The organism is Hymenobacter properus (genome assembly GCF_015694735.1).
In the GTDB taxonomy this organism is placed as follows: Bacteria; Bacteroidota; Bacteroidia; order Cytophagales; family Hymenobacteraceae; genus Hymenobacter; species Hymenobacter properus.
Genome location: NZ_JADQDP010000003.1, coordinates 916,707 through 937,291, shown reverse-complemented (window position 1 = coordinate 937,291; position 20,585 = coordinate 916,707). Strand labels below are relative to the sequence as shown.

Below are 20,585 nucleotides of genomic sequence, written 5' to 3'. Positions count from 1 at the left end.
CTATTTCGCCGCCGGCAGGCTGACGGTCACGTTGGTGCCGGCGCCGGGGCGGCTCTGGATGACGAGGGTGCCGCCGTGCCGGTGTACGAAGGCGCGGCTCAGGGCCAGGCCGAGGCCCAGGCCGGTGGCGCGGGGCTTAGGCGTGGGGGTGGGCTCGGGCAGGGCCGGGCCGCTCATGAGCGAGGCCACGGTGGCCGCACTCATGCCGGGCCCGGTGTCGGTGCAGCTGATGAGCACCATTTGGGGGTCGTCGGGGTCGGGGGCTGCTTCGAGGTGGACGTGCCCGCCGGTGGGCATGAACTTAAGCGCGTTGCCTACCAAGTTGCGCAGGATGGTGCGGGCCATGTTGCGGTCGGCCATCAGGCGCAGGCCGTCGGGGGAGGCCATGGTGATGTGCTGCCAACTCGCGGCGGCCGTGGTTTGGTACAGGGCCTGGCATTCGGCAAACAGCTCCGATACGAGGATGGGCGCCGGGCGGCACTCCAGCTCGCCGGTCTGGCTCACGGCCCAGTTCAGCACGTTGTCGAGCAAGTGGTTGAGGCTATCGGCAGCCTGGCGCACCATGGCGGGCAGGCGGGCCAGGCCGGCCTGGTCGTTCTGGGCGATGTATGAGTCGATGAGGCTGGTGACGCCGGCAAAGGCCGTGACCGGGCCGCGCAGGTCGTGGGCCACAATGGCGTAGAGCTTGTCTTTAAACGAGGCCACGCTGCGCAGCTCTACCGATACCTTCTCCAAGTCGCGGTTTTTGGCGGCCAGTTCGGAGCGGCTGCGGCGCAGGTTGCGGTAGAAGTACGCGGCCACCAGCAGCGCCAGGGTGAGCACCACCACGGCCCCAATCAGCACGCGGCTGTATTCCACTTGCACGTCGTGCTGCTCGGTGAGCTGGCGCAGGCGCCGGGCCCGCTCCTGCGCTTCGGAACTGACCTGCGCCGCAGCCAGCGTTTGGGCGGTTTGGCGGTTGTTGAGCGTGTCGTTCAACTCCACGTAGCGCTGGTTCCACTCGTAGGCCTGCTTGTAGTTTTCACGGTCGGCGGCCTCGGCCGAGAGGATGCTGTAGGCGTCGAGCACGCGCTCTAGGTAACCGCTCTGCCGGGCCAGCTGCAGGGCTTCGCGGGCCGCGGCGTCGGTGCGCTCGGGCTCGCCCATCTGGATGTAGTACATCGCCAGCATCACAAGCTGGTTGGCCTGGCTGCGTAGGGCGTGCTGCCGGCGGCTGATGGCCAGTGCCTGCGTCAGCAGGCGCTTCACGCGGCCCATGTTGCCCACCCGCATCTGGTAGGTGGCCAGGCTGGAAAGGTAGTTGGCCTCGGCCGTCGAATCGGCTTCGCGGCGGGCCAGGCCCAAGGCCAGCGAGTCGTAGTGCAGGGCCTGCGGGAATTGCTGCCGATAAAAGAACAGCCCGCCCACGTTGCCCAGCAGCCGCATGCGGGTGCTGGGCCGCACGCCCGGCTGGTTGGCCAGGCGCAGGGCCTTGCGGTAGTGGCGCCAGGCCGTAGTAGAATCGCGCCGCTCGTGGTACACGCTGCCCTGCGCGGTATACGTGCGGGTGAGGCCGTCCACGTCTTTCAGGCGGCGCGCTACCTCCTGCGCTTCGCTGAGTAGGCGCAGCGCCTCGGCCCCGTTCGATAGGTTGGCGTAGCAGCTGGCCAGCACCAACAGGCTCCGCAGCAGCGGTGGCCCCTGCTCGTTGGCTGGCAGCGTGCGAGCCAGGGCCACTGCGGCTTCGCCATAGGGCAGGGCGCGTGCTGGCTGCTCGTTGTGCAAGGCATAGCACAGGGCGTTGAGCAGGCGCAGCCGCGTGGTGTCGGGCAGCGGAGTTGAGAGCTTTTGCCGCAGGGCTTCGGTGCGCGCCGGCAGGGCCTGGTCGGCAGCCTGCGCACGGACAGGCAGCGCCAGCCAGCCAAAGGCGAGTAGCCAAAACAGCAAAAATCCGGGCCGGGTCATGAAGGGCTGCATAGTGCTAGTCAAAGATACGCACAAGTCAGCCAATATTCATGCTTTAATGCTATTTCAAAATATTTCAGGTTGTAAATTTTTGAGAAGCGCAATTGGCAAAATTAGGCCAAAACAGGCCCAGGATTTCATTTTAGCCATATAATGCATACAGCCTCCCCCTCTAAAATTTATTTTTAGAAAGACTGATGCAATTTCCCGAGTTTAGGCCGCGCCCCTATGGTGGGCAGATGCGTACAACTTAGGGGTGCTTTTAGCAGCGCTACTGCCCAGCCTGCTCGCGGGCCAGCTTGGCGTTGAGGCGGGCGGCGTCGCCGCGCCGTACCACGCGGGCGATGTGAATGCTGAGCTCGTAGAGCAGCATGATGGGGATGGTGACGATGATTTGGGCCGAAATGTCGGGCGGGGTGATGATGGCCGCGATGATGAGGATGACCACAATGGCGTGCTTGCGGTACATCTGCATGAGCTCGGGCGATACGAGGCCGGCCTTGGCCAGGAAAAACACTATCATGGGCAGCTCGAACACGAAAGCGCACGAGAGGCTCATGGTGCTTAGGGTGCTCAGGTAGCTCTGCATGTCAATCTGGTTTTCGATGGTGGGGTCTACCACGTAGCCGGCCAGAAAGTTGATACTCAGCGGCGCGGCGATGTAGTAGCCGAACAGCAAGCCCAACGCAAACAGCACCGACACAAAGAACACGGCCCCCTGCGAGTTGGCCCGCTCGTGCGGGTACAGGCCGGGCTTCACAAAGCGCCACAGCTCCCAGAACAGGTACGGAAACGTCAGGCAGATGCCCGCCATGAATGAGGTGCTGATGTGCATGGTGAGCTGCCCGCTCATTTGCCGGTTCTGAATCACGAAACCGATTTTATCGATGCACAAGTCCGGCGCATGCACCCAGTTGCCGAACTTGCAGAACATGCGGTAGGTCCAGAAATCGGGCCGCGATGGGCCTAGAATCACGTCGTGGAACAGGAAGTCCTTGGCAAAAAACGCGGCAGTCGTGAACACGACCACCGCAATGGCCGACCGGATGATGTGCCAGCGCAACGCCTCCAGGTGGTCGATAAAGGACATTTCGTGCTGTTCGCCCGAGAGGTTAGGTTGTTGAGGTTGCACGGAGGGAAATCAGAGGGAATTAATGAGGGGAAGCAGTGAGCCGAAAGAACGTCATGCAGAGCGCAGCGAAGCATCTCGCTCGCGTTGTGCCAGCAGTATTGGTTACTGCGGCACGCGAGATGCTTCGCTGCGCTCTGCATGACGTTTTTGGCGCAGCTCGCCTACTTACGTAAAAAGCTACGCAAACAGCGGGTAGTCCTGCAGCCAGGCGTTCACGCGCTGGCGCACCTGGCCGATGCGGGTGTCGTTGTCATGGTTCATCAGCGTTTCGTCAATCAGCTCCACGATGCGCTGCATGTCCGACTCGCCCAAGCCGCGGGTAGTTACGGCGGCCGAGCCGATGCGGATTCCGCTGGTCACGAAGGGCGACTTGTCGTCGAAGGGCACCATGTTTTTGTTGATGGTGATGTCGGCGCGCACCAAGGTGTTTTCGGCCAGCTTGCCGCTGAGGCCCTTCGAGCGCAGGTCAATCAGCATGAGGTGGTTGTCGGTGCCGCCCGAGATGATGTCGTAGCCCAGGGCCACGAAGCCCTTGGCCAGCGCCTGGGCGTTGCGGGCCACCTGCTGGGTATAGGTTTTGAAGTCGTCGCCCAACGCTTCACCAAAGGCCACGGCCTTAGCGGCAATGACGTGCTCCAGCGGCCCGCCCTGGGTGCCGGGAAACACGGCGCCATCCAGCACGGCCGACATGGGGCGAATTTCGCCTTTTGGCGTTTTCAGGCCGAAGGGGTTTTCGAAGTCCTTGCCCAGCATGATGAGGCCGCCGCGGGGGCCGCGCAGGGTTTTGTGCGTGGTGGTGGTCACGATGTGGCAGTGCTCGAAAGGCGAGTTCAGCAGGCCTTTGGCGATGAGGGCCGAGGGATGCGAGATGTCGGCCAGCAGCAGGGCGCCCACCTCGTCGGCGGCTTCGCGCAGCGCTTTGTAGTTCCAGTCGCGCGAGTAAGCCGAGGCGCCGCAAATAATCATTTTGGGCCGCTCGCGGCGGGCCGTTTCCTTGATTTTGCTCCAGTCGATGAGGCCGGTTTCTTTTTCAACGCCGTAGAAGCTGGGCTGGTAGAGCTTGCCCGAGAAGTTCACGGCCGAACCGTGGGTGAGGTGGCCGCCGTGCGAGAGATCGAAGCCGAGGATTTTGTCGCCAGGCTGCAGACACGCCAGCATCACGGCGGCGTTGGCCTGGGCACCGGAGTGGGGCTGCACGTTGGCCCACTGCACGCCGAACAGTTCCTTCACGCGGTCGATGGCCAGTTGCTCTACCTGGTCCACGATTTCGCAGCCGCCGTAGTAGCGCTTGCCGGGCAGGCCCTCGGCGTACTTGTTGGTGAGCACGGAGCCCTGGGCGGCCATCACCTGCTCCGACACGTAGTTTTCGGAGGCAATGAGCTCAATCCCGTGGGTTTGGCGGGCTTTTTCCTGGGCGATAAGGTCGAACACGGCAGTGTCGGACAGGCGGGCGGGGGCGGCAGTTTGCATGGGCGTAAAGGTAATAGGGAAGCGGGGGAGATGGGTAAAGGGAAAGTGGCCGTCGCGCTGTCGTTCTGGCGTGGCACCCACCCAATTCCCCGTTTTCGTTGTTACTTGCTAGTGCCTTTGCTTCTTGCCATGTCTGCGCCCCTTGCCGAAACCCTTACCCAGCTGCGCGTCGGCAATCAGAAGTTTCTGATTGACTTTTACCAGCGCAGCCGGCACTTGTTTGCCCGCTGGGCCCAGCGCCAGTACCGACTCGATGCCCCGCGCGCCCACGGCCTGCTGCAGGACACGCTGCTCGATTTCTACGACCAGGTGGCCGACGGCCGCATCACCAAAATGCCCGACGACCTGCGCGCCTTCCTCTACGGCATGGCCCAGCAGCGCCTCGACGCCAACGTGCCCGCCCACGTGCCCCTGCCCGCCGCCGAGGCCGGCCGCCGCCAGCGCCTGCTGGCCCAGTTCAACCAACTCGGGCCCGACTGCCAGCGCGTGCTTACCTTCTTTTATTTCCGCGGCTACCACTTCGAAAAGATGGGCGGCAAAATGGGCTTCCCCAACGCCACTGTGGCCCGGCTCCAGAAAAGCGCCTGCCTGCGCAAACTTTACGACCTGCTGAAATGAGTCCTGCGACTCCGCCCCGCCCCGACCTCCGCCCCTACTTCGACGAGCTGGAACGCTTTGCCGACGGCCAGATGACCCCGGCCGAGCAGGAGGCCTTCGAGCTACGCCTGGAGCAGGACGAGGCCCTGGCCGAAGCCCATGCCGCCTACGAGCAGCTCACCGCCGACCTGCGCTGGGCCGCCGGGCACGACACCCTGCGCCTGCGCCTGCAAGCCCTCGACGAGCGCATGAACGAGCGCGGCAACGCCCTAGCCCGCACCGAGCAGCGCACCAAGCTGCGCCAGCGCCGCGGCACCATCCTCACCGCCGTGGGGGTGCTGGTGCTGCTGGCTGCCGGGGTGGCCGCCTGGTACCTGAGCCGCCCCAGTGCCGCCCGCCCCGCCCGCAGCTGGGAAGCCTACTACCAACCCGACCCGGGGCCGCTGGTAACGCCCGCGCTGCTCCAAGACCGCCCCCTGCTGGCCGAAGCCCTCGACCAGTACCAGTCGGGCCACTACCCGGCGGCGCTGCACTCGCTGGGCCGGCTCTCGCCGCCCAGCGTGGGAGCCGACACCCTGCAGTACCTGCGCGGCCTCATCTTGCTGCGCCAGGGCCAGGGCAGCGCCGCCCAGCTCTACCTACGCCGCGTGGCCGAAGACAGCGGCATCGGCGAGCTGCCCCGCCGCGCCCGCTACCACCTGGGCATGGCATATTGGCAGGCCCGGGAGTGGGCGCCCGCCCTGGCTGAGCTGCGCGCCGTGGCCGCCGACTCGCTCAACCCCTACCGCACTACCGCCCGCCGGGCCGTGGCCGCCGGTGTGCTTGAAGGGCGGTAGCTGCATATGGCTATGGCCTGATACCATCAAACACAACGCCCCGGCTACGCGCGTAGCCGGGGCGTTGTGTTTGGGTTCGGAACTGGTCTAAAATGGTTAGAACCGGTCGAGACCGGTTTCAGACTACTCCCCTACACAAGAAGCCCCAGCCACTCTCGTAGCCGGGGCTTCTCCATCAGGCGGGGCGGCGCGGACGCGCGGTCCTCGGCCTCAGTTTTTCACCACGCGCTGGCGCATCACCTGGCCGGCCACGGTGGCGGTGAGGGTGTAGGCGCCGGCCGGGGCCACGGGCTGCACTTGCTGCGGGGCCGCGCCGGGGGCCACTTCCTGGCGCCACACCTCGCGACCCAGGCCGTCGAGCAGGCGCAGGGTGGCGGTGGTGGCCGTGGGGTGCGCCAGGGCAACGGTCAGGTCGGAGCCGAACTGCGTGGGGTAGGCGGCGAAGGTGGGAGCAGCGGCTTCGAACACCAGCTTTTGCGGGCCGAAGTAGTGCGCCTCACCGGGGGTGCGGTCGTCTTGGCGGAGGCGGTAGTAGCGCAGGCCTGCTTTGCCCGCGCTGGCGTCCACGAAGCGGTAGTGGCGCGCGGTGCTGCTGTTGCCCGCCTCGGCTGCCACGAAGCCGATTTCGCGGAAGTTCTGTCCGTCCGTCGAGACTTCGATGCCGAAGCCGCGGTTGTCCTGCTCGGTGGCGGTGGCCCAGGTGAGCACCGCGTTTTGGCCCTCGCGCACGGCCTGGAAGGCGGTGAGGCCTACCGGCAGCGGGGCGTTGATATCGCCCAGCGTCCAGCGCGAGAAGCCGTCCACGCGGTCGAGCACGGCGTAGCCGGTGCCGGCGGGGCTGCCTGCGCCGGCGCTACTCACGCCTTTGTTCACCCAGGTAACGCCGCCGTTGCTCGACTTGAAGAAGCGCAGGTTGGCGCGGCTAATGCCGTTGAGCTCGTGGTCGAGGTAGCGCAGGGTCAGGGCCAGGTCGAGGCCGGTGAGCACGTCGGCGTCGATGTCGAAATAGCGTAGGATGCCCTGGCGGCCGCCTGCGCCCACCGGCGCCGTGCCCGTGATGCGCGTCACGAAGGTGCTGCCGGGCAGGGTCGAGTTGGCGGCGGGCAGCATTTCGAGGCCCACGCCGCCGAAGTCCTCCACGGTGCCGGCTGAGGGCGTGCGGTTCACTTCCACCCGGCCCAGCACGTAGCTGGCGTCGGTTTCGCTCAGGTTTGCCAGGCGGTCGAGGGTGAGGGCGTAGCGGCCGGTGGCCAGCACGCCAGCTAGCATTTGCACGCCGTTGTAGATGGTGGCGTTGTTGGTGAGGGTTTTGGTGCCCGTGCCGTTCACCTCCAGGTTGAAGTAGAGGCCGCCGCTCACAGTCTGGGGGCCGTTGCCGGTCAGCTTCACCTTGCCCGTGGAGCAGGTGAACTGGCCCGTGTTGGTCATGTTGCCCTTGATTTCGATATCGCCCAGTGTCTGGGCAAAGGTGCCGGAATTAACGAAGTTGCCGGTGATGAGCATGTCGCCGCCGGTGTGGTTGAGAATGCCCGCGTTGGTGAGGTTGCCCTGCACCACGGTCAGGCCGTTTTCTACCACCATCAGCTGCCCGCTGCTCACCGTGAACGAGCCCAGCACGGTGGTGGCCCGGCTCACCAGGCTGTTTACGCCGCTGGTGCCCGTGTTGCTCACGCCCGACACGGTGTTGCCGCTCAGCTCGTTGCGCCCGGCATCTACGCCGAAGGCGGTGAGGGCCGCCGAGCTTGTGCCCGTCAGGCTCACGTTGCTCACCGTGTTGCCCATCACCTCGTTGGTGAGGCTGGTGCTGCTGCCGCAGCTCATCACGATGCCGCGGAAGTTTTGCGTGCCGGCATTCACCCAGGTGCCACCCGTGGCGCCCGCCGCCTGCCCACCAATGGCGTTGTTCGACACCAACGCATCGTTGGCACCGGAGCCGGGGCCAAAGTCGATGCCCGTTTGGGCGCTGGTGGGCGTGGCCGAGGCGTTGTAGTAGATGCTGTTGTTGCTGATATTCCAGCCGTCGCCGTTGCCACCGCTTACCAGCACGCCGGTGCGGGTGAAGTTGAACAACTCGTTGCGCGTCAGCGTGAAGGCATCGTTGGCGCCGCCGGCCGCGTTGGCCGCATACACCAGGTTGGCGGGCAGCTGCGAGGGGTTGGCATTATAAACCCAGCTTTGGGTGAGGGTGTTGTAATCGTTGCCGGCGCTGGCGCCGTCGCCAATGACCACCACGCCGCTGGTGAACGAGGAAGCCGCACCGCGCACCAGGATTTCGCTGGCCGTGTTGTGGGTGGCATCGTCGCTGAACACCAGTGTGGGCGCCAGCTGGCTGTTTTGGCGCAGGGTGAGGGCACGCGTGCTGCCGTTGTTGCCGCTGAGCGTGACGTAAGCACTGCCCGCTCCGAACGTAAACGTACCGTTGATAATCGGCGTCACGCCAGTTGCCGGCTTGATGGTGAGGGTGTTGGTGGCCGTGCCGGTTTTGTTTATCAGCACATTCTCGCTATAGGAGCCGCTGAGTAGCTGCACCTCGTAGGCCTGCGTGAGCGGCGAGGGAATTGCCGCCAGCGCCTGCGTAATGGTGGAGTAGTCGGCCTGCCCGTTGCCCACCGTGATAATGACTGCCGCTTGGGTGCGGATGCCCAGCAGCAACAGCACCGTCAGCAATAGCGCCACTACTTGCCAGCGCCGCCGCTCCCACCAAGGCAGGGCTGGCAGCGGCCCGAAAGAGTGAGTGGTTGAGGGTAAGGAGTGTTTCATGACAATTAACAAAAAGAGTTTGACGATGGCAGCTCGGCTTTGAAAAGCCAGCCTACTATCTGCTGCTTGCCAAGCATCCAGCCAACCAGGTATAATTCAATTTATACCCTGATTCGTCTGTCCTGACAGCTTTGTCTGCCGATTTCGGCAAACCGAACAAATAGCATTTATCAAACCTATCCCCTTACCCATCCGAAGCGCAATAGCACTGTCAATGACTTATCAGCACAATCCTATAAATCCGCTATTTTGTTTGCACGTTTCTATACTTTTCTAACTATCTTACAATTAAATTTTTAGTAAACGGAATAATTTATTTAATTTTTAATAACGCCCTATTAATTCAAAAATAACTACCAAAGCAGAAGCGCATATATAACTTTAACAATAAATCTACCGCACAAAATATAATTCAATTTTAAAACTGTTAAGCTTTTCCAAAAACAGCCCTTGTAATAATTCAAAAGCCCGAACCTTTCCTGACAGGAAGGGTTCGGGCTTTGTGCATTTAAGCTCCAGCCGCAATTAGCGTTTGCCAATAGCGTAGGCAGGCTCGCAGTTCGGAACCAAGGTCAATTCCCAACTGTTCAGATTCAAGGCAGCGAGGTGGGCTAGTTCGGGGTTGTGACGGTACACGCAGCCGGTGTCGAGGCCCAGCGCGCCGGGGTGCGTGGCGGCTTTGCTGCGTACCTGGGCCGCGGGCGTGGGCACGTGGCCGTGCAGCAGGCGCCGCCCACCCAGCCGCGAGGCGTCGTACACAAATTTCTTGGTGTTCATCATGGTGTCGTGGTCCTGGCGCATCTCATCCGGCGGCAGGGCGAAGTTGTAGCCCGCGTGCACGAGCACGAAATCGGGCAGTTCAATTTCGAAGGGCATGGCGGCCAGCCAGTTGAGATAGGTGGCCGGGATGTCGGCCATGCGCCGCACGCCAAAGCTGCGCAGCGTGGGCTGCCGCCCGCGCGGGCCCAGCCAATCCCAGCGCCAGCGCTTGCGGGCGGCATCGAGCAGGGCCTGGTCGTGGTTGCCGCGCAGGCAGCGCACGCGGTAGCCGCGGGCCTGCAGCTGCATGAGGTAGTCGAGCACGCCGCGGCTGTCGGGGCCTTTGTTCACATAGTCGCCAAGAAGGTAAAGCTCGTCTTGGGGCGTCAGGCGCAGCTCTTCTTCTACTAAGCGGCGGAAGGTGTGCAGGCAGCCGTGCAGGTCGGTGGTGGCAAAGCGGCGCATAGGTTGAGGTAGTGCGTTTAGAGCAAAGAGAAACGTCATGCTAAGCGAAGCCGAAGCATCTCTACTGCGTAACTAAATCTTGACGATTGGATTACTGCAGTAGTAGAGATGCTTCGACTTCGCTCAGCATGACGTTCTGGTGTTGTTCTAATTCTAAGGCCTAATGCCCGCCGCCGTACGATGGCCGGTCGAGTTCCGGCTTGTCGGTGTTGCGGTTGGGGTGGCGCTGGCCGGCGTCGAGGGCCTCTTGCTCGAGGCGGGCCTGAGTGGCCTCGTCCAGGTCGTTTACGGGGAGGTCGCCGGTGCCTTTGGGCAGGCCTTCGCCAGCAGGCGCGCCGTGGTTTTCGCCAGACTGTTGGTTGGTGTTATTGCTCTTGTACGGCATGATGAAGGAAGTTAGAAAGTGGAAAATGTGGAAGGTTTCTTACTTCAATCCCGTGCTACCAAGCGGGGCGGCCGTTATTGGTCGATAGCCGTGTCGGAAGCGTTGGGGTCGTTGAGTTCGGCGTTGGTATCGGTGCCGGTGATGGGCTTGATGGGGCGGGGCTCCATCTGGCCCATGCCCACGCGGGAGTTGGGGTTGAGCATCTCGTCGACGCCGGGGCGACGGTCGTGCAGGTCCAAATCGTCGACCGGGCGGCCGCTGGGCTCAATGGTGGCGGTGAGTTCGTCGTCGGCGGGCAGGTCTTGGTTTTCGCGGCCGGCGCGGCCCTCGTCGTTCGAGCGGATGTTGTCTTTGGGCGGGCTCATGTTGTCGGCGGTTTCGTTCACGCCGAGGGCGGTTTCGCCACCGGCCGTGTCGGAGCCGTAGCCCTCCTTGCCCTCGCGGTTGCCGAAGCCGCCGCGGGCCGCCTCGTTCTTGGGGGGGTCGGCGTTGGGAATGTGGTGGCCGGCCTCCATTTCTTCATTGGTAGTGTCGTCGTTGATGACGCGGATGGGGCGGTTGTTGGGGTCGATGGCCATTTGTTTAGGGATGAGGGTAAGGGAAATGAGGGTGGGAAGTGCGTAGGAAAGGTTTACTTTGGTTTGGGCGTTTGGGTTGTGCTTTGCCTTCCGTCCGGTTTGTGTCTCTCCTATCCCCCACACCCTCCCGCTCCAAGCCCATGTGGACCGAAACCGCTAACAGCCTTTGCCGCAGCTTCCGCTTCGCAGATTTCAAAACGGCCTTCGCCTTTCTCACCGACGTGGCCGCCGAGGCCGAGCGCCTCGACCATCATCCCTGGTTCAGCAACGAGTACAACGTGGTGGAATTCCGCCTGCGCACCCACGACGCCGGCAACACCGTGACCCGACGCGACCACCGCCTGGCCGCGGCTATTGATGCCGTGGCAGCGCGGTATGGGGGTTTGCTCAATGAATAATGAGGAACCAGAAACGTCTGTCATCCTGAGCAAAGCGAAGGACCTTTTCACCGAAGAACGATTTGCGACCGTCTGACACGCTGTGCCCCCCTGCATTGGGATAAGGTCCTTCGCTACGCTCAGGATGACAGACGCTCCCGGTTCCTCATTCCACCGCCTCACAGGCTACCTTTGCCCCATGCCCAACACGGTTCTGTACCTCGTGCCCACGCCCATCGGCAATCTGGAGGATATTACCCTGCGCGCTATCCGCGTTCTGGGTGAGGTGGGCACCGTGCTCTGCGAGGACACCCGCACCAGCGGCCGCCTGATGCAGCACCTGGGCTTGAAAAAGCCGCTTCTCTCCTACCACCTGCACAACGAGCACCAGCAAGTGCCGCGCCTGCTGGCCCGCCTGGAGCAAGGCGAAACCATGGCCCTGGTATCGGACGCCGGCACGCCCGGAATTTCCGACCCCGGGTTTCTGTTGGTGCGCGAGTGCCTAGCCAAAGGCCTGGGCGTGGAGTGCCTGCCCGGCGCCACCGCCTTCGTCCCGGCCTTGCTGAAGTCGGGCTTCGGGGCCGAGCGGTTCACATTCGAAGGCTTTTTGCCGGTGAAGAAGGGGCGGCAAACGCGCTTGCAGCAACTGGCCGCCGAGACGCGCACCATGATTTTTTACGAGTCGCCGCACCGCATTGTGAAGACCTTGGGCCAGTTAGCCAAAGTACTGGGGCCGTCGCGCCCGGCTTCGGTCAGCCGGGAGCTCACTAAATTGTTTGAAGAAACCGTGACCGGTACGCTGGCCAGCCTTGAGGCTGACTTCGCCGCCCGGCCCGCTATTAAAGGAGAAATTGTCGTTGTCGTCGAAGGAAACCTTGCCCCGCCCGCCCGCGAGCCCCGCCCCGGCCGCGAAGACCGAACCCGCCGCTTCGCCGACGCCGACGATGACGAGCCCGACGGCGACGACTAGCCTGCTGCGCCTGCGCACGCCAGTGCTGGCCGTGCTGGGCGCCCTGCTGCTGAGCGGCGGCTGGGCCCCCTGGCCCACGGCCTGGCTGGTGCCGCTGCTGTTCGTCGGCTGGCTGCCCTACCTCGTCATGGAGCGCAAGCTCACGCTGGAAGGCGCCCGCAAGGGCCGCGTGTTTGCCAGCACCTACCTCATGCTGGTGCTTTGGAACGCCCTCACCACCTGGTGGGTGAGCTACGCCGAGCTAGCCGCCGGCATTGCCGCCGTAGTGCTGAATGCGCTGCTGATGTGCCTGCCGCTTATGGCCTTCCGCCAGACCAAGAAGCGCCTGGGCAACCGCTGGGGCTACCTCTCCCTACCCGTGTACTGGATTGCCTTCGAGCAAGTGCATTTGCACTGGGACATCACCTGGCCCTGGCTCACGCTCGGCAACGGCTTCGCGGCCGCGCCGCAGTGGGTGCAGTGGTACGAGTACACGGGCTTTCTGGGCGGCTCGGTGTGGGTGTGGGCGGTGAACCTGCTGGCGTTCTGGGCGTGGTTTGGCCGCGGCGGCGTGGGCCCCTGGGCGGTGGAAGGGCCGGCCCGCTTCCGTTGGGCGGCGCCGGTGCTGACAGTAGCCATGCCGCTGTTCGTTTCGGCGCTCATCGGCCGCAGCTATGAGGAAAAAGGACCGAAGGCCGAAGTCATCGTGGTGCAGCCCAACCTCGACCCCTACGTAGAGAAGTTTGAGGGCGGCGCCCAGTTTGTGCCCTACGACGAGCAGCTGACGCGCCTGCTGAAGCTCTCGGAGCAAAAGCTGACGCCCGAGACTCGCCTCATCCTCTGGCCCGAAACGGCGTTGGAAGAGCCTTATTGGGAAAATACGATTGAAAGCCACCCCAAAATCCGCCGCGTGCGGGCCTGGCTGGCGCAGCACCCCGGCGTAGCCCTGCTCACGGGTATTACCACCCTGGGCTCCTACCCCAACAAGGAAGCGGCCAGCGAAACAGCCCGCTACCGCGACGACCTCGGCTACTACGACTTCTTCAACACCGCTGCCTACTTTGCCAACGCTACGGCCCCTGTGGCCCTCTACCATAAGTCGCGCCTGGTGCCCGGCGTGGAGAAGATTCCGCCCGTGCTGGTGTCCATCGTGTCGCACATCGACCTGGGCGGCACCGTGGGCAGCGTGGGCAGCCAAGCCGAGCGCACGGTATTTGCCGCCCCGGCCAACGCCCCGGCGTTGCGCGTAGCCCCTATCATCTGCTACGAATCCATCTACGGCGACTTTGTGGGCGAATACGCGCGCAACAGCGCCACGCTGCTGGGCCTCGTCACGAACGATGCCTGGTGGCACGACTCGCCCGGCTACCGGCAGCTGCTGAGCTACGGCCAGCTGCGCTGCATCGAAACGCGCCGCGACCTGGCCCGCTCGGCCAACACCGGCTTCACCGGCTTCATCAACCAGAAAGGCGAAATCACTCAGCGCGAAACCGCCTGGATTCCTACCTCCAGTCGCGCCGCCGTGCACCTCAATACGGAGACGACCTTCTACGTCCGCTTCGGCGAGCTGATTGGGCGCGGGGCGCAGATTGCGGCGGTGCTTCTGCTGGTGGTGGCTGTGGTAGTGGGCTGGCGCCGCAAGCAGCTGCCAGCGTAGAGACCCAATAGTGTGCGGCTTGCAGTTGAACGTCCGGTGCCGCGTCGTTCGCACAAACGCTTAAATAACATCAGCTAACGAAGTTCAGCGAAGCTGACAACGAGACGCAACTTGTTGTGTGTCTACATCTTGATTATGCCCATCGACCTCACTCAACTCTCTCACGACGTAGCCGCCCTGTGCCGCCGCACAGCCGAGTTCATTCGCCAGGAAGCTACCTCCTTCGACCGCGCCAGGATTGAGCACAAGGGCCTGCACGACCTTGTGAGCTACGTGGACCAGGAAACCGAGCGCCGCCTCGTGGCCGGCCTGCGCGAGTTGCTACCCCAGGCCGGCTTCATCACCGAGGAAGGCACCGCCGGGCCCGACTCCCAGACCGAGGAGTTTACCTGGATAATCGACCCCCTCGATGGCACCACCAACTTTGTGCACGGCCTGCCGGTATACTCCATCAGCGTGGGGCTGCTGCACGGAGCCGAACTGGCCGTTGGCGTGGTGCACGAGGTAAGCCGCGACGAAAGCTTCCGGGCCGTGCGCGGCGGCGGCGCTTTCTGCAACGAGCGGCCTATCCGTGTTACCGACGTGGCTGAGCTGAGCGGCTCACTCATTGCTACTGGCTTTCCCTATAAAGACTTCGGCAAGCTCGACGGCTTCCTGCAAATCCTCGGCGCCTTCATGACGCGTACCCACGGCGTACGCCGCCTCGGCTCCGCGGCCGTCGACCTGGCCTACGTGGCCGCCGGGCGCTGTGAGGCCTTCTTTGAGTTTAACCTTAATTCCTACGACGTGGCAGCGGGCATCCTGCTGGTGCGCGAGGCCGGTGGCCACGTCACCCAATTTCTGACCGACGGCGACCCGCTGTTCGGACGCGAAGTGGTGGCCAGCAACGGGCATTTACATGCGCAGATTCAGGGAGTGATTGGGGAGTTCTGGCAGCAATAGGCCGTGTGCCACGGCAAACTATTTCCCGCACAACGTAGTTTTCCTCACATGCTGCTCGCCCTCACCTCCGTCGAAATTCAGTACTTCCTGATTGCCGCTGCCTTCCTAGCGGCGGCGTTTTACGTGGGACGCATCTTCTGGCGCGCCTTCTTTAGCCGCACGGCGGCGGGCTGCGCCAAGGGCTGCGGCGGCGCTTGCGGGCAGTTGGACGTGGACCGGTTGCAAGCCACCATTGAGGCGCGGGCGGCCCGCGAAAAGGCAGCCGTCTGAGCCGCTAAACTTTCTGCTTAGCCTGCATAACCCGCCCCCGCCCCGGCTCCGTATAGCCGAGGCGGGGGCGGCGGTTTTAGCCCCGTTCCGCGCTTCCTTCCATTACCCCAAAACACCCCACCGCCATGCAGGACAAAGAAGAAGAACGGTCGCTTGTCAACGTTGAGAACCGACTGACCAAGGACGGCTTCACCCACGATTTTAAAGTAACTGATGGCCGCCTCCACACCCTCGACTCGGCCTCGCCGAAAAGCTACACCCCCGACGAAGTAACCATCGTGGACTTCTACCGCTTTGAGGGCGAAAGCAACCCCGACGACATGTCCATCCTCTACGCCATCCAAGCCAACGACGGCGTGAAGGGCACCATCTCCTCGGCCTACGGCACCTACGCCGATTCCGACACCGACGACTTCCTCAAGCAAGTGGAAGACCTCGGCAAGAACCTGGACAAGAAGGACAAGTAGTCCGGACGTTGGCCTAGCAAGAACGTCATGCTGAGCGTAGTCGAAGCATCTCTACAGCAGCAGTAATCATTTACTATTGCGGGAGAAATGCTTCGACTGCGCTCAGCATGACGTTTTTTTATTGCTGATGCTTCATCCCCACACTTTCGTGCCTTCCGAGCAGTTGCGGCACATCTCAATCTGGTCGCGGCCTTTGAGGAGGCTGCTGCGGAAGCGCTGGTACTTAGGGCCGCGCCAGAGCTGCGCGAAGGTTTCGGTTTTGAGGTCGCCCTGCCGGTACTCGGCGTCTTTATCAAAGCAGCAGGGTACCACCAGCCCATCCCAGGTGATGACGCAGGAGTGCCACATTTTCCAGCAGTGGTCCACCAGCTTGTTTTTCAGGCTCCAGGTGCCGTTGCCGTTGTTCTGGTAGCGCGAGTAGTAATCGATGGTAGGAATGAGTGGCGAGCCGTGCTGGTGGTCGTAAATCTGGGCGGTTTTAAACCACACGTCGTCCACGCCCAGGGCATCGGCCAGCTGCCGAGCGTCATCAATCTGGTGCTCGTTGGGCCGCACCACCAGAAATTGGAAGATGATGCGCGGCGTGGCCGACTTCAGTTCCTTGCGCCACTTCACCACGTTGCGGGTGCCTTCGAGCACCTTCTCCAGCTTACCACCCACGCGGTACTGCTGGTACACGTCCTGCGTGGTGCCATCGAGGGAAATGATGAGGCGGTCGAGGCCGCTCTCCACGGTTTTGCGGGCGTTTTGGTCGTTGAGGTAGTGGGCGTTGGTGCTGGTGGCGGTGTAGATGCCCTTGCTAGCCGCGTATTTCACCAGCTCCAGAAACTGCGGGTGCAGGTAGGGCTCGCCTTGGAAGTAGAAAATCAGGTACCACAGCCGACTGGCCACCTCGTCGATGGTACGCTTGAACAAATCCCCTTGCAGCATGCCCGTGGGGCGCGTGAAGGAGCGCAGGCCGCTGGGGCACTCGGGGCAACGCAGGTTGCAGCTCGTGGTGGGCTCAAAGCTCAGGGCCATGGGCAGGCCGCGCAGCCGGGCCTTGCCTGTAATCTTGCTCAGGATGTAGGAGCCCACCACCTGCACGGTATTCCACACACGCAGCGGCGTGGCTTTGGAGAGGAGGTTGAGGCTATCGGTGAGCGTAGACATGGGCAAATGAGGAAGGCCAAAAATACGTCATCCTGAGCGCAGCGAAGGACCTTATCACGTCTGAACAACTAACGCCAGGAATGTTCTAGCGGCTGCTCTTGCGTAATAAGGTCCTTCGCTGGGCTCAGGATGACAGATAACTCCTGGTTGGCTACTTTTTCGTGGCCGGGAAATCAATGGCGCTGGTGTAGGTGCTGGCCTTGCCAAACGACTGGTTGATTTCGTCGATAGCGGCGCGGCTGCTCAGGCGCTTGGGCTTGGTGTTGAGGAAGGTGCCGTCTTCGCCCACCAGCATGTAGGTGGGCACTTCCTGCAGGGCGTATTCCTTGGCCAGGGCCGAACGCAGCCCGCCGCCGGGCACGCGCGCCTGCACGCCGGGCAGCTTTTTCACCGTTACCAGCGACTTCCAGGCCTGCTCGTTTTCATCGAGGGCGATGTTGATGAAGGCGATGTTTTTGCCCTCAAACTTGCGCATCATTTCCTGGGCATACGCCAGGTCGCGCAGGCAAAGGCCGTTGGTGGTTTTCCAGAAGTTGAGGTAGACCAGCTTGCCGGCAAAGTCGTGCAGGTGCACCGTGTCGCCGCTGGCGGTGGGCAGCTTGAAATCGGGCGCCGGTGCGCCGATGGCAAACTCCTTGTGCTGGTCGAAATCGGACTGCAGAATGGGGAAATACTGGTTTTTGGGGTCGTAGTTGCGGAAATCGGCCAGCATGGCGGCCGACTGCTTCACGTGCCCAAAACGGAACGACTCCTGCAGGATGCGGCCCAGGATGATGGCGCGCGTGGGGCCGGTAAGCTTCTTGCTGGCCAGGGCGTAGGAGGCGGGATAGAAGTCGGGGTCGGTGCGCTGGTGGTGGTCCTGGGCCACGGCGAAGTGCACGTAGTTGAGCAGGAACTCGTGGTATAGCTCGCTCATGGCCGCGTTGGGGTCGTTCAGCAGCCCGGGCTCACGCAGGAAGTTGTAGTAGTCGGGTGCCATTTTCAGGCGACCTTCGGTGTTCACCACCTGCTCGCGCAGGTCCTGGAAGGTCAGCTTGTCGTTGGCGTAGGCATATACCACTTCGGCGTGGGCGTAGTTGTAGAAGTCCTGCGTGAACGACTGCTTGGCCGCGTGGTCTTCCAGAAACTCAAACTCGTGCTTGCGGCGGTACTCCAGAAAGGACAGAAACGGCGCCTCGTAGAGCTGAATGTTGTCGGGCAGTACCTGGAAACCGTCGTTTTCCACGAACTGGGCATCGGCTTCCACCAGGTAGTTGTTGGCATTGGCGCCCTGCTGGCGGTGGCGCTGCTCGTCGGTTAGGTTGTTGCCGTTGCGCAGTTTGGTGGCCAAGCCGGTGGGCACGTCGTTGGCCTTGAAGCGCAGCGTGCCCGACATGTCGTTGCCCTTGAAACGGGCCTCAATGTCGGTGCCGGGGTCGAGGTAGAGCGGGGCCACGTCGTCGCCGTACACCAGGTCGGCCTTAGTGGGTCCGCTCACGGGTATAGTCAGCTTGAACTCTCCTTTCTCACCGATTTTAGCCCGATACAGCTTCTCTTTAGGGTCGAGCGGGTTTTCGCGCAGCGACACGGCAACGGAATCGGTGGTGGGGTTGCTGATGCGGCCGGTGAGCGTGGCCGTGCCGCCGGTGGCCCCAGTTTCGGCCGGGGCTTTGCGGGCGGCGGCGCCCACCACGGTGGTTGTCATGCGCCCTTGCCCGTGGCCCAACAGGGGCCCCAGCACCAGCGCCACGCCCAACAACCGACGCGCATGTAAAAGGAAAGTAGATGTCATATCTAATAATAACCAGCTGCCGACAGCTGCCGGCAATTGCTAAAATCGACTAAACCAGCACTTGCTTGGGGCCGTCTTACCTAGTCATTCGCGGTAAAAGCCTATCAGCACTCCGAAGATACGGCTTTTTAATTTATAAAGTCCAAAAATGGTTTCATAATTCTTATTGCCTTTACCGGGGCAGTACTCGACGCAGGCTGCTATATCGGTTCCGGGCCGGCTGATTATCAGAGCACTTTTCGAGTCATTAACCTCGAATAGAAGGACAATAAGGTTGCGCTATGTTCGTTAAAGCAGCTTGTTTACCCATCCAGCGCGGTTTCGTGGCCGGCCGCTGCAAACGGCCTGCACTCATATCGTTCAATGGCGGGCGGGGGTGGGCCCCGCCCCTTCACCATTGGCCGTTACCCAAAAAGTCCATTCAGCACCTCGTCGAGCCTGCTCACGGGCTGCACCTTGAGGCCGAAACGGGCCATGTCGAGTCCCTTGCCGTTGAATTGCGACACGTACATCTCCCGGAAGCCCAGCTTCTCGGCTTCGGCCAGGCGCTGGTCGAGGCGGCTCACGGCGCGGATTTCGCCGCTCAGGCCCACCTCGGCGGCCAGGGCCACGTTGCCGGGAATGGGCAGGTCGTTGAGCGACGACACCACGGCCGCGCACACGGCCAGGTCCAGCGCGGGGTCATCCAGGCGCAGGCCGCCGGCGATGTTGAGGAACACGTCGGACTGGCCCAGGCGCAGGCCGGCGCGCTTTTCGAGCACGGCCAGCAGCATTTGCAGGCGCTTGGCGTCGAAGCCGGTGCTGCTGCGCTGCGGGGTGCCGTAGGTGGCGGGCGTCACGAGGGCCTGCACTTCCACCAGCAGGGGGCGGTTGCCCTCTAGGGTGGCGCCGATGGCCATGCCGCTCAGGCTTTCGCCGCGCTGCGAGAGCAGGATTTCGCTGGGGTTGCTCACCTGGCGCAGGCCGTCGCCCTGCATCTCGTAGATGCCCAGCTCGGAGGTGCTGCCGAAGCGGTTTTTAGTGGTGCGCAGGATGCGGTAGCTCAGGTGCCGGTCGCCTTCGAACTGCAGCACGGTATCCACCATGTGCTCCAGGATTTTGGGGCCGGCAATGCTGCCGTCCTTGGTGATGTGGCCGATGAGCAGCACGGGCGTGCTGGTTTCCTTGGCAAACTTGAGAAACTCGGCGGTGCACTCGCGCACCTGGCTCACGCTGCCGGCGCCGCTTTCCACCAGCGTGGAATGCATGGTCTGGATGGAATCGACCACGAGGATGTTGGGCTGCACCTGGTCGATTTGGCGGAAGATGTTCTGGGTGTTCGTCTCCGTCAGGATGTAGCAGCCCGACTGCCGGCCCTCGGCCATGCGCTCGGCGCGCATCTTAATCTGGGCCTCGCTTTCCTCGCCGCTCACGTAGAGCACTTTCATATTGCGCAGGCTGAGGGCAATTTGCAGCATGAGTGTGCTCTTGCCGATGCCCGGCTCGCCGCCGATGAGCACCATAGAGCCCGGCACCAACCCGCCGCCAAGCACGCGGTTCAGCTCGCCGTCGGGGGTGATGATGCGGGGTTCGTCTTCCACCAGGATGTCGCCCAGGGCCACGGGCCGGGCGGCTTTGGTCAGGTTGCCGCCGGGCACGGTGCTGGCGGGCTTCCACTGGCCGGTGGTGGTGGCCGCGGTTTCTTTCTGGACGACTTCTTCGACGTAGGTGTTCCACTCGCCGCAGGCCGGGCAGCGGCCTATCCATTTGGCGCTCTGGGCGCCGCAGTTCTGGCAGAAAAAGACGGTTTTGGCTTTGGCCATGCTGGTTTTTATAGGGAGATGGGGGTGTGATTTATAAGGCCAGCGGGGGCAAAAAAGTTGCCTCGGAAACGGGGGCGGCAAGGTAAGGCGGGGGCGCTGCTGGCGCGCGTGTCCGACGCGTGCCGGCTGGGGTCGAGCCTGCGGCTCGCCATAGGGTAGTGGCAGCAAAGTCGTTCAAAGCCCGAGCCGCAGGCTCGGTGCCGGTCGGCTCGCGTCGGAGACGCGCGCCAGCGGGCTTTCCCCGCAGCCCCACTACCCGCCACGACCCGGCT

18 protein-coding genes are annotated in these 20,585 nt (G+C 63.0%); 8 read left to right on the top strand and 10 right to left on the bottom strand.

Annotated features, from left to right (window positions below):
* The 3 genes from I2I01_RS15845 to I2I01_RS15835 form a co-directional block, all read right to left on the bottom strand.
* Window positions 1–1,956, bottom strand: a complete 1,956-nt coding sequence (locus I2I01_RS15845) for an ATP-binding protein (RefSeq protein WP_196287437.1) — start codon at window positions 1,954–1,956, stop codon at window positions 1–3.
* Between the two features lie 259 nt (window positions 1,957–2,215).
* Complete coding sequence (gene tatC, locus I2I01_RS15840; protein ID WP_211537986.1) at window positions 2,216–3,076, bottom strand: twin-arginine translocase subunit TatC; 861 nt, start codon at window positions 3,074–3,076, stop codon at window positions 2,216–2,218.
* A gap of 177 nt (window positions 3,077–3,253) precedes the next feature.
* Window positions 3,254–4,546 carry a serine hydroxymethyltransferase gene (locus I2I01_RS15835; RefSeq protein WP_196287436.1) on the bottom strand — a complete coding sequence of 431 codons (1,293 nt, stop codon included), beginning with the start codon at window positions 4,544–4,546 and terminating at the stop codon, window positions 3,254–3,256.
* 129 nt (window positions 4,547–4,675) lie between these two features.
* On the opposite strand from I2I01_RS15835, the gene I2I01_RS15830 reads away from it, so the two are divergent.
* Window positions 4,676–5,164: an RNA polymerase sigma factor gene (locus tag I2I01_RS15830; protein WP_196287435.1), complete on the top strand. Its 489-nt coding sequence runs from the start codon at window positions 4,676–4,678 to the stop codon at window positions 5,162–5,164.
* Window positions 5,161–5,979 (top strand): tetratricopeptide repeat protein, encoded by an 819-nt coding sequence (locus tag I2I01_RS15825; RefSeq protein ID WP_196287434.1) that lies wholly within the window; start codon window positions 5,161–5,163, stop codon window positions 5,977–5,979. Before I2I01_RS15830 ends, I2I01_RS15825 begins: the two co-directional genes overlap by 4 nt.
* Window positions 5,980–6,189: 210 nt before the next feature.
* Here the strand turns inward: I2I01_RS15825 and I2I01_RS15820 are convergent, their stop codons facing one another.
* The 4 genes from I2I01_RS15820 to I2I01_RS15805 form a co-directional block, all read right to left on the bottom strand.
* Window positions 6,190–8,739 carry a hypothetical protein gene (locus tag I2I01_RS15820; RefSeq protein ID WP_196287433.1) on the bottom strand — a complete coding sequence of 850 codons (2,550 nt, stop codon included), beginning with the start codon at window positions 8,737–8,739 and terminating at the stop codon, window positions 6,190–6,192.
* 525 nt (window positions 8,740–9,264) lie between these two features.
* Window positions 9,265–9,963, bottom strand: a complete 699-nt coding sequence (locus I2I01_RS15815) for a metallophosphoesterase family protein (protein ID WP_196287432.1) — start codon at window positions 9,961–9,963, stop codon at window positions 9,265–9,267.
* Between the two features lie 160 nt (window positions 9,964–10,123).
* On the bottom strand, window positions 10,124–10,348 hold the full coding sequence (locus I2I01_RS15810) for a hypothetical protein (RefSeq protein WP_196287431.1): 225 nt from the start codon (window positions 10,346–10,348) through the stop codon (window positions 10,124–10,126).
* 74 nt (window positions 10,349–10,422) lie between these two features.
* Complete coding sequence (locus I2I01_RS15805; RefSeq protein ID WP_196287430.1) at window positions 10,423–10,926, bottom strand: hypothetical protein; 504 nt, start codon at window positions 10,924–10,926, stop codon at window positions 10,423–10,425.
* Between the two features lie 140 nt (window positions 10,927–11,066).
* On the opposite strand from I2I01_RS15805, the gene I2I01_RS15800 reads away from it, so the two are divergent.
* From I2I01_RS15800 to I2I01_RS15775, 6 genes are all read left to right on the top strand, one after another.
* Window positions 11,067–11,324: a 4a-hydroxytetrahydrobiopterin dehydratase gene (locus I2I01_RS15800; protein ID WP_196287429.1), complete on the top strand. Its 258-nt coding sequence runs from the start codon at window positions 11,067–11,069 to the stop codon at window positions 11,322–11,324.
* A gap of 178 nt (window positions 11,325–11,502) precedes the next feature.
* Window positions 11,503–12,273 carry a 16S rRNA (cytidine(1402)-2'-O)-methyltransferase gene (gene rsmI, locus I2I01_RS15795; RefSeq protein ID WP_196287428.1) on the top strand — a complete coding sequence of 257 codons (771 nt, stop codon included), beginning with the start codon at window positions 11,503–11,505 and terminating at the stop codon, window positions 12,271–12,273.
* Window positions 12,248–13,909 carry an apolipoprotein N-acyltransferase gene (lnt, locus tag I2I01_RS15790; protein WP_196287427.1) on the top strand — a complete coding sequence of 554 codons (1,662 nt, stop codon included), beginning with the start codon at window positions 12,248–12,250 and terminating at the stop codon, window positions 13,907–13,909. The genes rsmI and lnt overlap by 26 nt, the downstream gene beginning before the upstream one ends.
* 135 nt (window positions 13,910–14,044) lie before the next feature.
* A complete protein-coding gene (locus I2I01_RS15785; protein WP_196287426.1) occupies window positions 14,045–14,851 on the top strand; it encodes an inositol monophosphatase family protein in 807 nt (268 codons plus the stop codon).
* 48 nt (window positions 14,852–14,899) lie between these two features.
* Window positions 14,900–15,121, top strand: coding sequence for a hypothetical protein (locus I2I01_RS15780; RefSeq protein WP_196287425.1), 222 nt, complete (start codon window positions 14,900–14,902; stop codon window positions 15,119–15,121).
* A gap of 125 nt (window positions 15,122–15,246) precedes the next feature.
* Window positions 15,247–15,588, top strand: coding sequence for a hypothetical protein (locus tag I2I01_RS15775; RefSeq protein WP_196287424.1), 342 nt, complete (start codon window positions 15,247–15,249; stop codon window positions 15,586–15,588).
* Window positions 15,589–15,720: 132 nt separating this feature from the next.
* Here I2I01_RS15775 and I2I01_RS15770 read toward each other — a convergent pair whose 3' ends face one another.
* From I2I01_RS15770 to radA, 3 genes are all read right to left on the bottom strand, one after another.
* The gene (locus tag I2I01_RS15770) at window positions 15,721–16,740 is read right to left on the bottom strand and encodes an SPASM domain-containing protein (RefSeq protein WP_196287423.1); all 1,020 of its coding nucleotides are present in this window, start codon (window positions 16,738–16,740) and stop codon (window positions 15,721–15,723) included.
* A gap of 151 nt (window positions 16,741–16,891) precedes the next feature.
* Entirely contained in the window at window positions 16,892–18,511 is a 1,620-nt protein-coding gene (locus I2I01_RS15765) for a TlpA family protein disulfide reductase (protein ID WP_196287422.1), read from the bottom strand.
* 404 nt (window positions 18,512–18,915) lie between these two features.
* A complete protein-coding gene (gene radA, locus I2I01_RS15760; protein WP_196287421.1) occupies window positions 18,916–20,313 on the bottom strand; it encodes a DNA repair protein RadA in 1,398 nt (465 codons plus the stop codon).
* Between the last annotated feature and the right edge of the window lie 272 nt (window positions 20,314–20,585).